This window comes from Pseudonocardia nigra, from assembly GCF_019396355.1.
Lineage (GTDB): Bacteria > Actinomycetota > Actinomycetes > Mycobacteriales > Pseudonocardiaceae > Pseudonocardia > Pseudonocardia nigra.
Window position 1 is genome coordinate 1 of sequence record NZ_JAHKRK010000229.1, and the last position, 12,788, is coordinate 12,788.

11 protein-coding genes are annotated in these 12,788 nt (G+C 71.2%); 5 read left to right on the forward strand and 6 right to left on the reverse strand.

The window, feature by feature from the left end; translation table 11 throughout:
• Window positions 1–169: 169 nt before the first annotated feature.
• Window positions 170–2,131 (reverse strand): primary-amine oxidase, encoded by a 1,962-nt coding sequence (locus tag KME75_RS34860; RefSeq protein WP_219419202.1) that lies wholly within the window; start codon window positions 2,129–2,131, stop codon window positions 170–172.
• Between the two features lie 342 nt (window positions 2,132–2,473).
• On the opposite strand from KME75_RS34860, the gene KME75_RS34865 reads away from it, so the two are divergent.
• A complete protein-coding gene (locus tag KME75_RS34865) occupies window positions 2,474–3,340 on the forward strand; it encodes an alpha/beta fold hydrolase (protein ID WP_219419203.1) in 867 nt (288 codons plus the stop codon).
• Window positions 3,341–3,443: 103 nt separating this feature from the next.
• Here the strand turns inward: KME75_RS34865 and KME75_RS34870 are convergent, their stop codons facing one another.
• Both KME75_RS34870 and KME75_RS34875 read right to left on the reverse strand, forming a co-directional pair.
• Window positions 3,444–4,043 carry an RNA polymerase sigma factor gene (locus tag KME75_RS34870; RefSeq protein WP_308283365.1) on the reverse strand — a complete coding sequence of 200 codons (600 nt, stop codon included), beginning with the start codon at window positions 4,041–4,043 and terminating at the stop codon, window positions 3,444–3,446.
• A 447-nt stretch (window positions 4,044–4,490) separates the two neighbouring features.
• A complete protein-coding gene (locus tag KME75_RS34875) occupies window positions 4,491–4,853 on the reverse strand; it encodes an STAS domain-containing protein (protein WP_219419204.1) in 363 nt (120 codons plus the stop codon).
• A 277-nt stretch (window positions 4,854–5,130) separates the two neighbouring features.
• Here KME75_RS34875 and KME75_RS34880 point away from each other — a divergent pair, with 277 nt between their 5' ends.
• Complete coding sequence (locus KME75_RS34880) at window positions 5,131–5,892, forward strand: GAF and ANTAR domain-containing protein (RefSeq protein ID WP_219419205.1); 762 nt, start codon at window positions 5,131–5,133, stop codon at window positions 5,890–5,892.
• Window positions 5,893–5,901: 9 nt separating this feature from the next.
• On the opposite strand, the gene KME75_RS34885 is transcribed toward KME75_RS34880, so the two are convergent.
• A complete protein-coding gene (locus tag KME75_RS34885; protein ID WP_219419206.1) occupies window positions 5,902–7,578 on the reverse strand; it encodes an amidohydrolase in 1,677 nt (558 codons plus the stop codon).
• A gap of 69 nt (window positions 7,579–7,647) precedes the next feature.
• Entirely contained in the window at window positions 7,648–9,045 is a 1,398-nt protein-coding gene (locus tag KME75_RS34890) for an APC family permease (protein ID WP_219419207.1), read from the reverse strand.
• Window positions 9,046–9,220: 175 nt separating this feature from the next.
• On the opposite strand from KME75_RS34890, the gene KME75_RS34895 reads away from it, so the two are divergent.
• Both KME75_RS34895 and KME75_RS34900 read left to right on the forward strand, forming a co-directional pair.
• Window positions 9,221–9,820 (forward strand): TetR/AcrR family transcriptional regulator, encoded by a 600-nt coding sequence (locus tag KME75_RS34895; protein WP_219419208.1) that lies wholly within the window; start codon window positions 9,221–9,223, stop codon window positions 9,818–9,820.
• A gap of 86 nt (window positions 9,821–9,906) precedes the next feature.
• Entirely contained in the window at window positions 9,907–10,737 is an 831-nt protein-coding gene (locus KME75_RS34900) for a mycofactocin-coupled SDR family oxidoreductase (protein ID WP_219419209.1), read from the forward strand.
• A gap of 57 nt (window positions 10,738–10,794) precedes the next feature.
• Here KME75_RS34900 and surE read toward each other — a convergent pair whose 3' ends face one another.
• Window positions 10,795–11,784: a 5'/3'-nucleotidase SurE gene (gene surE, locus KME75_RS34905; protein WP_219419210.1), complete on the reverse strand. Its 990-nt coding sequence runs from the start codon at window positions 11,782–11,784 to the stop codon at window positions 10,795–10,797.
• Window positions 11,785–12,044: 260 nt separating this feature from the next.
• On the opposite strand from surE, the gene KME75_RS34910 reads away from it, so the two are divergent.
• On the forward strand, window positions 12,045–12,653 hold the full coding sequence (locus KME75_RS34910; RefSeq protein WP_219419211.1) for an SDR family NAD(P)-dependent oxidoreductase: 609 nt from the start codon (window positions 12,045–12,047) through the stop codon (window positions 12,651–12,653).
• Window positions 12,654–12,788 lie beyond the last annotated feature (135 nt).

The following is a 12,788-nucleotide window of genomic DNA, read 5'->3' on the forward strand; positions in this document are numbered from 1 at the left end:
GCCACGACAGCCCCGACCGTCGCCGCGACCGCCACCTCAAGGCACTCCAAGACCTCGGATACGAGGTCACACTCGCCAAGGCCTCAATAGGCTGCGGTCGATTCTCCTGACAGCCACTTTCACGCAAGCACGTTGCAGGAAAGTGGCTTTGCTGCAGTCGGGACCGCCGTCACGCCCCCTGAGCGGAGCAGTGCGAGCCGCCGCTGCGGGGGACGTCGAGGGTGGGGTTGCGGTCGAAGAACCCGGTGGGCCGCAGCCGGAAGCCGGTGCGGTCGACGGGCATGATCGGCCAGTCCTCGGGGCGCGGGTAGTGGGTGAGCCCGAAGGTGTGCCAGACGACGATCTGCTCGCCGTCGACACCGCGGTCCTGAGCGGTGTAGGCGGGCAGGCCGGCGCCGCCCGGGTGCTGGTTGACCAGGTCCCCGGCGGCGTACTTCTCCTCCGGGTCGTAGCGGGTGACCCACAGGTGCTTCGTGGCGAAGGCGGCCCGGGCGGTGATGGACGCGGCGTCGTCGGCGAGCAGCGTCGGCAGGCCCTCGGGGTGCAGGGCGTAGCCGACGGGCTCGCCCATGCGGTTGCGCGACTCGGGGTTCGTCACGAGCCAGGTCCGCCCGCGGCCGGGGTCGGCCAGCCGCTGGGCGCCCGACTCGGTCGAGAGCACCGTGCGCGACAGCGTGAACGCGTTGCCCCGTGCGTTGCCCTCCCCCATCGGCACGCGCACCGACTCGATCTCCTCCACGCGGTTGCGCTGCCCGTCGAGGGCGACGTCGAGCCGGGCGCTGAACAGGTGCTGGTGGTACGGGGCGCCGAGGCCGGGGGCGATCTGGGAGGCGTAGGGGTAGCCCTCGCCGGGGTAGGCGGAGGTGAACACCACGCCGGTGGCCTTGACCTCGCACTCGATGGTGCCGTCGAGGTAGAGGTACCAGTAGAAGCCGTAGTCGTAGTTGCCGATGGTGGTGAAGAACGAGATCACCATGCGGCGGTTGCGGCGGGTCTCGGCCGACCCGGCCCACAGGTCGGTGTGCTTCCAGAGGATGCCGGCGTCCTCCTCGTGGAGGCAGACCGCGTTCGGCAGCGTGCGCGGGTGGCCCATCTCGTCGGCGATCACGGCGTCGAGGTATGTGATGTCGCCGACGCAGTCGCATCCGAGCTCGAGCGCGTTGGCGTAGCGGCCGACGAGGTACTCGCCGGTGTCGAAGTAGTTCTGCCACGACCGCACCGGGGACGGGTCGCCGTAGGGCACGACCATCTCCGAGATCGACGCGCGGTCCAGGATCGGCCGGACGACCCCGCCCTTGTCCCGGTCCCGGAAGCCGATCCGGTGCAGGACCAGGCCCTCGCGGGCGTCGAAGCCGATCTGCAGCGACCAGTTCTCCCACTCCAGGACGTTGCCCGGCCCGCCGGCGCCGTCGGTCAGCGTGAAGCTGGGCCCCTCGGGCTGGCTGATCTCGATCGGCTTCTGCGACGTGCGGGCCGGGCCGACCTCCGCCGGGTCGTCGAAGTTGCCCGACCCCTCGGGGATCGGCACGACGCCCGCGTCGATCACCTGGTCGACGGTGTGGTGCACGACGTCGACGTAGGCCACGAGCCCGTCGATCGGGTGCGCCCAGGCGTGGTCCGCGGCATGTTCCTGGTAGAACGCGAGGCCGCGCAGGATGCGCCTGCCGGCCTCGCCCGGGTACTCGTCGTACGCGCCGGCCGACAGCGGGGCCACCCGCACCTTCCCGACGTCCAGCCCGCGCTTGGCCAGCGCCTCGAGCCACTGCGGATCCTTCGCGAGCACCTGCTCGACCACCTCGAACTCCGCATCCAGCACGGGGAGCTGGCCCTCGGTCGCGGCGTCCAGCTCGACGGAGCGGAGCACCTCACCACGGGTCAGCGAGACGCGCACGTCACGGGCGGCGCCCCCAGTGATGTCGTGCAGCAGCACGCGGACCCGACGGTCCGGCGCATCGGCGACCTCGGCGGGGAGCTCGCGCAGGGGGTCCTCCAGACCCACGTACGCGAACCGGGTGTCGTCGACGACCAGACCGGCCCGGATGAGGATCTCGCGGGTCGCCGTCACCTCGTCGGCGGCCAGCGGGCGGTGGACGGCTGCGGTCGTGGCGGGAACGTGCTCGGTGGTCACCATGCAGGACTCCGGGACAGAGAGGGATGCGCTGGACGTGCAGGCCGAGCCGGGGTGCGGCTCCGGCGCCGTCACGCTTGGTTCTCCCGCGGGAGAAGAACGTCCCGGAGCATGCCAGACGGCGCCGCCGATAGGCCAGTACGCGAGGAGATCTTCGGCCCGGTGCTGGCCGCGAGACGGGACCGTGGGCGCTGGACGCCCACACCGAGGTCAAGTCAGCGTGGATGGACCACGGGTACTGACGACGAGCTCGCCACCATGGCGACAGCGGTCCGATGAGTTCCGGGCCGCTCGTCGGTCTGTACTCCTGTAGATCACTGCACACGACGACCAGGAGCCCGACGGATGACCGCCGCCATCACCACTCGCACCCTCGACGCCCCCGCCGCCACCATCACCTACGACGTGCGCGGCACCCTCGGCAACGGCACGCCCCTACTGCTCATCGGATCCCCGATGGACGCGCAGGGATTCACCACGCTGGCCGGCCACTTCACCGACCGCCCGGTCGTCACCTACGACCCCCCGGGCACCGGACGTAGCGCGCGCACCGACGGTCACGGCGAGATCACTCCCGACCAGCACGCAGGCGACCTGCGGCGGGTCGTCGAGGCGATCGGCGGCGGGCCCGTCGACGTGCTCGCCAGCAGCGGCGGCGCGGTGAACGCACTCGCCTGGGTGGCCGAGCACGGCGAGCAGGTGCGCACGCTGGTCGCCCACGAGCCTCCGCTGGCCACGGTGCTGCCCGACCGCCAGGCGCTCACGTCGGCGATCGAGGACATGCACCGCACCTACCAGCGCGACGGGATGGGGCCGGCGATGGCCAAGTTCATCATCCTCGTCAGCCACGACGGGGAGCTGCCCGACGGCTACCAGTACCCACCGGTCGACCCTGCGCAGTTCGGTCTGCCGACCGAGGACGACGGCAGCCGGAACGATCCCCTCCTCCGACAGAACCTGCGCGGCTGCACCGGCTACCGGCCCGACCTCGACGCGCTGCGGGCGGCCGGCACCCGCATCGTGCTGGCCCGTGGCGAGGCCTCCGGCCAGACGATGGCGGCGCGCGGCGCGGACGCGGTCGCCGAAGCGATCGGGGCCGAGCTGGTCCGCTTCCCCGGTGACCACGCCGGCTTCCTGGGCGGCGAGTACGGCATGCAGGGCGAGCCGGACGCCTTCGCCCAGCGGCTGCGCGAGGTCCTCGACGGCTCGTGACCCCGGTCCCCTGATCCCCGACCGCGGCTCACCGGGCCACCCGGCGGGCGCCGCGGTTCGGCGGCGGCCGTCGCCGCGGAACCCCACGCCGACGCCCGGTGCCTCACACGCCCTCCCCGGGGCCGCCGGACCGACCGCGGTCAGCGGATTCCCGGGCGAGGAGCACACGCAGGCGCGCCATGCCGCTCACCGTTCGCGACTTCACCGTCCCCAGCGGCACCCCGGTGGCCCCCGCGATCTCGCGTTGGGTGTAGCCGGCGTAGTAGGCCAACGCCAACGTGTCGCGCTGCTGTTCGGGCAGGCTCTGCAGCGCCGCCCGCACGCGTCCGGCGAGCACGGAGTCGATGGCGCACTCGTCGGCTGCACGGGAGCAGGACCCGGACGCCTGCACCTGCCGCCGCTGCCACGCATCCTCGCGGCGCACCACGTCCACCGCCTTGTGGTGCACGACCATGAGGAGCCACGCCGAGAACGGTGCGAGGCGCGGATCATAGCGGGAAGGGTCCTTCCAGAGGGCGAGAAAGACTTCCTGGACGATATCGAGAGCGAATTCGCGATCCCGACAGATGGCGTACGCCAACGAGAATGCCCGACGAGCATACCGGTCGTAAATGACGGCGAGCGCGTGTTTGTCGCCGCGGTTCAGCCGAGCGACAAGACAGCGGTCGGACGGAAGGCCCTCCGTCCGAACTCGCTCACTCACGAGAGTGACAAATCGGAGCGCGCCTACCAGTGGCCGTCGCAGTGGTTCCCGCGATTCCCCGGCCGACGCCGGCCTCCCGGTGGATCGCGCACCGGAGCGTGCGCCGTCGCCCTGCCGATGCCCCCGCCACCTGCGGCTCTTCCCCCACGGCCACCCGACCGACGGCGGCGAGCCGACTGCTTCGAGGCGACGTCGACGCGGAACCTGCTTCGCCGGTACTCACGCGAGATAATTATCTCGATCGCACGGCTTCCGCAACAGTAAGCGGCGGCTTACCGCCCTCTTTCTCGAAAGGTGGGAATGATCTCGCACAGGGAGTGCATCACGTACCCCGAAACGGTGAAAGCCGGTCCCCCCGGAAGGCTTGCACATCTGGACCGAAAACGCTAGGAGCCCGCTCGCGGGTTCAGGGGCCGAAGGTTCCCGAAGATGGTTGCGGCGACGCGACTATCGATGGACCGCGGCCACGGCGGCCTCGGCACTGCGAGTGATGGGAAGAAGCCGGTCCAGTCCGGCGATGTGCAGCGGACGAAGTACTGCGTGATGCTCCACGGCCAGGTGCATGCGAGTACCGCAGAGTTCTGCCTTCGCCTGCAACGCACCAAGGACCGCCAGTCCGCGCGCGCTCAGGAAGGTGACATCACCGAGGTGGATGACGACGTGTGGCGCCCGCGTGAGCTGCTGGCCGGCTCGCTCGGCCAGCAACGCCACCGACGTCGTGTCCACCACCCCGCTGACCCGGACCACGACGACATCCGCCGTGGGTGCGTGCAGGCGCATTTCGAAGCGGGCGTCCGGCTCGACGTCCATCTTTCCGCTTGCTGCTCGCGGCAACAGATTCCCGCCTTCCCGAGGTCGACTGTTCGCATCCGGCGACACGGATGCCAGCGCGCAGTTCGTCGTCCGCCGGGGTCCGGGGCGGTCATCAAGAAGTAGTCGTCGGCGTGGCGGCTGGCTATCGGCCGTTCGGGGGGTGGTCGCTACTGCCCGTGACCTCGAGCTGAGGTTTGTGCGGCCGACCGGGTGGGCGCAGCATGGGTCACGACGGAGCGAGCCGCTGCCCGACCCTGCCGAAGGAGGGATCCGGATGCGCCCCGACGACACCGAGGCAGAGGAATCAGTCGCGCGCGCCTTCGTCCAGTTGGCCGACACGCTCGTGGCCGAGTTCGATGTCATGGAGTTCCTGCATCAACTCGTCGAACGGTGCGCCCGTCTACCGGGTGTGGATGCGGCGGGGTTGCTCCTGGCGGATCCCGGTGGCCGGCTGCGGGTGGTGGCGGCCTCCAGCGACGAAGCCCGGCTGTTGGAGTTGTTCCAGCTCCAGACCGACGAGGGCCCCTGCCTGGACTGTCACCGCGGCGGCCGGCCGGTGGAAGTGACCGACCTCGCCGACGCCGTCGAGCGATGGCCCCGATTCGTCCCGGCCTGTCACCGCGCCGGCTTCTCAGCGGTCCGCGCGATCCCGATGCGGTTGCGCGAGCAGGCATTGGGAGCGATGAACCTGTTCCAGGTCGACGCCGGCAGCCTCAGCCCGGCAATCGCGCGGATCGCCCAGGCCTTCACCGACGTCGCCACCGTCGGCCTCGTGCAGCACTGCGCACTGCAGGAGCGGGACGTGCTCATCGAGCAGATGCAGACCGCGCTCACCAGCCGCGTGGTCATCGAACAGGCCAAGGGCGTCCTCGCCGAACGGCTGGCCCTGACGGTGTCCGACGCCTTCTCCCTGCTCCGGGGCCACGCGCGCGCGAACCACCATCGTCTCGCCGACCTGGCCCGCGCGGTCGTCGACGGTACCGACGACATCACTCCGCGCGCCCGACCTGGTGTCAGGCCGCAGCCGCCGTCGTGACGGCGCCGCTCACCGGCCGCTGCCGCAGGTTCCGGTGGCGGCCGGAAGCTGCTCGGGGCGGATCACCCGGTCCGTGGTCGCGTCGTGGACGACCTCCCCGCCGACGAGAGTGAGGTCGGCCCGTTCGGCGAGCAGCTCCGCCGGCTGCAGGGCGTACAGGTTCGCCGACCACACCACGAGGTCCGCCAGGGCACCCCGGCGGACGATGCCGAGGTCGTGCTCCCGGTGCCAGGCCCAGGCACCACCGCGGGTGTAGGCGCGCAGCGCCTGGTCCAGGCTCACCCGCTCGTCCGGCGTCCAGGCGGACCGGCCGTCCAGGCTCGCCCGCGTCATCGCGGTGTACACCCCCACGAGCGGGTCCATCTCCCCCACCTGCCAGTCGCTGGAGAACGCGACGGGCGCGCCGGACGCCAGCAGCGACCGGAACCGCCATGCCGCCGGCCAGCGCTGCTCGCCGACGTTGTCCATCCAGGTGCCGGCCACCAGGTCCGGTGAGCAGTGCCGGGGCTGCATCGCCGCGACCGCACCCAGCTGCCGGAACCGCGGCAGGTCGTCCGGGTGCAGGCATTCCACGTGGACGACGCCGTGGCGGCGGTCGCGCGTCCGGTTGGTACGGGCGGCCTGCTCGATGGCGTCCAGCGCCACCCGCACCCCGAGGTCGCCGGTGGCGTGGGTGTGCGTGGTGAACCCGAGCCGGTCCAGTTCGGTCAGCAGCTGCCCGAACTCGGCCGGGGGCAGGGTCGGCCGGCCGCGGTGCCCTGGCCGGTTGGCGTAGTCGTCGAGCATGGCGGCGGTGTGCGGCTCGATGACGTCGTCGGCGTAGAGCTTCACCGGGCCGAGCAGCAGGCCGTCGTCGGCAGGCGCCCCGTCGACGGCGTCGCGCAGGTCGCGCCGGAACGCGGCGTCGGCGCCGATGGGGTGGAACAGCGCGGAGATGACCCGAGTGCTCCGCGGATGCCCCCGGCGGGCGCGGTACATCAGGTCCAGTTCCGCCAACGGCACCTGTGGCTCCACGGCGGTCGTGATCCCGGTGGCCGCCGCCAACCGCAGGCTGCTCTCCACCCGCCGGTAGCGCCGGTCCGGTGAGTAGAGCGGGATGGTGCGCTGCAGGTCCCGCAGGCCCGCCGTGGTCATCGCCGAGGTGTAGAAGTCGGTGATCCACCCGGTCGGTGCACCGTGCTCGTCCCGCTCGGGCCGGCCCCAATGGATCTCTTCCCCGGCGCCGATCCCCAGTGCCGCGACGGCAGCGTGGTTGAGCCACACCGAGTGCTGGTCGTAGGTGGTGATGAACACCGGCCGGTCGGTGACACCGCGCAGGTCGTCGGCACACGGCCGGCGCCCCGAAACGACGGAGTACACCACGTTCTCCGCACAGACCCAGCTCAGCTCCGGTCGGTCCGCGGCGTGGTCGGTGATCCTTCGGCGCACCTCGTCGAGGTCGTGGGCGCCCTCGAGGCTGACGGCGTCGTCGTCGAACCCGAGCAGCAGGTGGTTGTGACTGTCGATGATCCCGGGGGTGACCAGCCGCCCGGCGAGGTCGACGCGTCGGCGGCCGGCCGGGGCGTCCGCCGACGGTCCGACGTAGCTGATCCGACCGTCGGTGATCCCGACCGCCTCGGCCCAAGGGAGTGCATCGTCGAAGGTGCGGACGACGCCGCCGTGCAGCAGGACGTCAACGGCCGTCACGCTGCACCTCGTCCTCCTCGTGTTCGACGACGGCGTCCAGCAGCACGAGATGACTTCCCTTTCGCGGCTTCAGTAGCCGAGGTAGTAGGCGAAGCCGAGCACGACGAAACCCGACGCCACAGCGAGGCTCAGGTGCTGGGTCGGATCGGCGAGCGAGACCACGAACACCACGAGCAGCGCCACCACGACCAGCAGCGGTGGCAGCGGCCACCACGGCATCCGGTAGCCGGCCCGGTCCGTGCGATGCCGGTCGCTGCGCCGGTGGGCCAGGGCGGCCAGCGCGATGAAGAGGTAGCTGAACGACAGGGTCGAGCCGGTGGCCGTGAGCAGCACGTCGAGCGGCACGAGACAGGCGACGAGGGCGAGGACGCCCATGACGGCGGTGGCGACGACCGGCACCCGCGACGCGCGCGACACCCTGCGCAGCGGCGTGGCCACGGCGTCCGGCAGCGCCCGGTCCCGGGCGGCGGAGTACAGCAACCGCCCGGCCTGCAAGGTGATGGCGATGACCGCGTTGATGATCGCGAAAGCGATGGCGAGCAGCACGATCAGGCTGATCGCCTGACCGGCGCGCTCGCTGAGGAACGACTCCACGGGCAGCTCTGCGCCGAACAGTCCCGCCAGCGAGCTCGCGCCCAGGATGATCGCCGTGAGCGGGATGATCTCCGACAGCACCGTGACGGCCGCGCTCCAGATCACCGCCTTCGCGACGGCCCTGGACGCGTTCCTGGTCTCCTCGGCGAAGTACACCGCTCCCCCGTAGCCGTTGTAGGCGAAGATGCCCTGCGTCACGGCGACCATCAGCCCGGCGAGCGCCAGCGGCGCGAGCGAACCGCTGCCGGCGTCCAGGGCCTGCGGGGTGAACAGGCTGCTGACCGGGCGTTCGACGTGCAGGAGGCCGAGGGCGGTCAGGAGCACCAGCGCGGCCATCTCGACGACCAGGAACACGCCGGTGACCCAGGCGTTGGCGCGGATGTTGAAGCAGGCGACCACGGTGGTGAGGGCGACCACGACGATCGCGGTGTGCACCGTGGACAGGCCCGCGACGACGACTCCGAGGTAGTCGGCCACTCCGAGCGCGAAGACCGCGATGATCAGCGGTAGCGACACCAGGCTGATGACGAAGACCGCCACGCCGGCGGCCGGGCCCAGCGCCCTCGACACCAGCGAGTAGTCCCCGCCGGCGACGGGATGGGCGGCGGCCAGCTCGGCGTAGCAGAAGGCGACCAGGATGCTGACCACGCCGGCGATGAGGAACGCCCAGAACACGCCGGTTCCGAACAGCGCCAGGGCCGCCCCGCCGAGGATGAAGACGCTGGAGGCGGGGGAGATCGACGACAGTGTGATCAGGACGTTTCCGCCGACCCCCAGGCTGCGCGTCAGCTCGCCGTCGTAGGCGGCGGTCACCGGCGACCGGGACGGCGGGGCGGCGGCGGTCGGATCCGGGCCGTTCGGGCTCTCGTTCATGACGCTCCAATGCCGGAGTTGTCGTTCGGGAGCGCCGAACACCGGTGACGGTGACCGCGGTGCTGTCAGCGCGGGGGGTGGACCGAAGGGTGGGTTCACCTGCGTGGAGTTTTTTGACACTAGTGTCGAATAACTCGCGGGAGTGTTCCACGCCGCGTCGGCTACCGTCAAGGACGTGCCGAGGCCCCGGACCCAGGAGAAGCGGCGGCTCGACCTCGTCGAGGCGGCACTCCAGGCCGGCGCGGACCGCGGCCTGCGGTCGCTGTCGCTCGCCGACGTCGCCCGGCGGGCCGGCCTGACACGCGGGGCCGTCCTGTACTACTTCGACGACCTCGACGACCTCCTGGTGGAGGCCCACCGAGCCGGGATCCAGCGGATCGGCGACCAGCGGGACGAACTGGTGTCCGCCGAGGCCGAACCGTCACGGAAGCTCGCGGTGGCGATCACCTCCGGCCTGCCCACCGGACCGGACGACGCCTTGATGCGCATCCTGTACGAGTTCGACGTGCTCGCGGGATCGTCGGAACTGCACGACGTGCTCGTCCAGCGGATGTACCAGCGGCAGGCCGCGACCTACCGGGACATCCTGGCGGCCGGGGCCGAGGACGGCAGCTTCCGGCTCGTCGGCGACATCGAGGAGACCACGATGAACTTCGTCGCCCTCGAGGACGCCTACGGCCTGCACATCGTCGCCGGGAACCGGCTCATCACCGTGGAACGCGCGCGCGCCGCGATGTTCGCGTTCGCCCGGCAGGCGGGGTGCCCGGCGGCGTAGCAGCAATCAACCAAGCGCTTGACCAAGTCTCGGGGATGCGCGACGGTGGAGGCGAACACCCACTGTCGGCACCGCCGAGGAGACCCATGGACCAGAGCAGCTCGTTGCAGGGCAAGATCGCACTCATCACCGGTGCCGCGCGGGGCCAGGGCCGCAGTCATGCGATCCGCCTCGCCGAGGCGGGCGCCGACATCATCGCCGTGGACATCTGCCGGCAGATCGAGATCGTCGGCTACCCGATGGGGACCTCCGAGGACCTCGCCCAGACCGTGGCCGCGGTCAAGTCGCTGGACCGGCGCATCGTCGCCGCCGAGGTGGACGTGCGGGACGCGGCGGCGCTGCGCGAGGCCGTCGACGACGGCGCCGAACAGCTCGGTGGGGTGGACATCGTCCTCGCCAACGCCGGCATCGCACCCGGCGGCGGCTCCGGTCCGGACCCCGAGCGGGCGTTCCGCGACATCGTCGAGGTGAACCTGTTCGGCGTCTGGAACACCGTGCACGCCGCTGCTCCGCGGATGATCGAGCAGGGCCGCGGCGGCGCCATCGTGCTGACCAGCTCCACCCAGGGCCTCACCGGCCGGGGCGGCAACGGCGACGGCGGGCTCGAGGGGTACTGCGCCAGCAAGCACGGCGTGGTCGGGCTGATGCGGACCTTCGCCCACTGGCTGGCGCCGCACAGCATCCGCGTCAACACCGTGCATCCCACCGGGGTCGACACGCCCATGATCATGAACGAGGCGCTGCAGGCCCACATGGCCGCCAACCCGGCGCTCGGCGAGGCGATGTCGAACCTCATGCCCGTACCCGTCATCGAGTCGATCGACGTCACCAACGCGGTGCTGTGGCTCGTCTCGGACGCGGCGCGCTTCGTCACCGGGGTCGCGCTGCCGGTGGATGCCGGGTTCGCCATCAAGTGACGGGCCGTGCGGGTCGCCGTCCGCCGGGGCAGGCGGCGACCCGCACGGGTCAGCAGATCACCAGCCGGCGATCAGGGCCCGGAGCGGGCCGTGCGTCGCCGAGGAGCCCCAGTCGCCGTCCAGCGGCGTGATCGGGATGTCGTTCTGCTCCAGCGCCGTGGTGTCGGCGTTGCGCACCGTCTCCTCGCTCGGCTCCCCGATGACGAGCTCGTACGTCCCGCCATTCCTCGCCACCTCACCTTCGTACGCCAGCTCGATGTCGCTCGCCGTGCCGACCGCCGCGTACACCGGTTCCCCCAGCTGCTCGCCCGCTCCCAGGAACGGATGGTTGATGTTCAGCGTCAGGCCCGGGGTCAGCAGGTTCCGCTCCCTCAGCTTCGCCAGTGCCGGCACGGCGAAGCTCGCGGTCTGCTCGAACGGGGTCGCCGTCAGGTCCTCGAACGAGACCTCCGCGCTGAACGCGAGCGACGGGACGCCGAACTCGCGCGCCGTCACCGCCGCCCCGACGGTTCCCGAATGGTTGACCAGCTCCCCGACGTTCTGCCCGAAGTTGATCCCCGACAGCACGACGTCGGGCCCGTCCGGCCAGTAGTTGTCGGGGATCATCCGGCTCAGCGCCACGGACACGGCATCCGCGGGGGACGCCGACGGCGACGTCTCCGTGCACGGCTGCGCACCGACGCACACCCCGTAGACCGCGCCGCCGCTGGGCGCGCCCGCGCAGTCGCCGGTGTACGCGGCGGGCGCGTCCACCGCCTGCACGGTGACGGGCTGGGGCCGCGAGCCCGGCGTCGTGATCCGGCCGCTCGCCCCGCTCTGCTGGCTCCACGGGGCGACGGCCACCACGTCGGCCCCGGCGGCGCACAACGCCTTGCGGAGCTCGTACAGCCCTTCGCCGTCGGTCCCCCGCTCCGTGTCGCGGCCCTGCGCGGAGTCGTCGTTGGTGAGCAGGACCTGCAGCCCCGCGAGGGAGCCGGGGGTGGGTTGCTCCTGGCCGCCTGCTGCCGCCGGGCCGGCCTGGAGCACCGCGGCAGAACCTGCCGCCATTGTCGCGAGAACCGTTCCGAACGCGATCGTCGTCGAACGCACCTGTTGATCCTCCTGTTGTTTTCTGCACGTACCGCCGGTGAATGCTGGCGGTACGAAATCGCGAGGATCACCCTTCGTTCCCGGTCAGCGGGACATTCCGGTGCCGATCCCGCTGACCGGGATCCGTCGTGGTCGGCGCACGAATGGCCCCCTTACCGTGCCGCGAGCACGAAGGACCGCAGTCCGAATCCCTGTCCCCCGAGAGAACGAGGAGCATCATGCTGCGCTTCGACGGCCGCAAGGTCATCGTCACCGGCGCCGGTTCCGGAATCGGCCAGGCCACCGTGGCCCGCCTGCTCGACGAGGGTGCCACCGTCGTCGCCGCGGACGTCTCGGCCGACGGGCTGGCCACCACCGCGAAGGGTGCCGAGGCGGCCGGTACCGACGGGCGACTCCGCACCGCCGTGCTCGACATCTCCGACGAGCCGGCCGTCGCCGAGACCGTCCGCACCGCCGTCGACGACCTCGGCGGGCTGGACGTGCTGGTCAACGCCGCCGGCATCATCCGCGGCGGGCACACGCACGAATTCGACCTGCAGACGTGGAACCTCGTCCTGTCGGTCAACCTCACCGGGACCTTCCTGATGACCCGCGCCGCGCTGCCCGCACTGCTCGAATCGCCGCGCGGCGGTGTTCTGGTGAACTTCAGCTCGACGTCCGCCTCGTTCGCCCACCCCTACCTGGCCGCCTACTCGGCCAGCAAGGGCGGCATCCTGTCCTTCACGCACGCCATTGCCATGGAGTACTCGAAGCAGAACCTGCGGGCGGTGAGCATCGTGCCCGGCGGCATCCAGGGCCCCGGCGTTGTAGATCTTTGTCCGGTTTGATCGTTTGCTGTTAGATTCCGAAGACCGCGAAGGCGGCGGCGTGGTCGTGGAGGTCGCGTCGGGCGTGGGCGAGGTTGGCGCGGCCGGCGAGGCGGAAGGTGTTGATCGCCAGGTTGCGGAAGCTGGCGAGGGTCC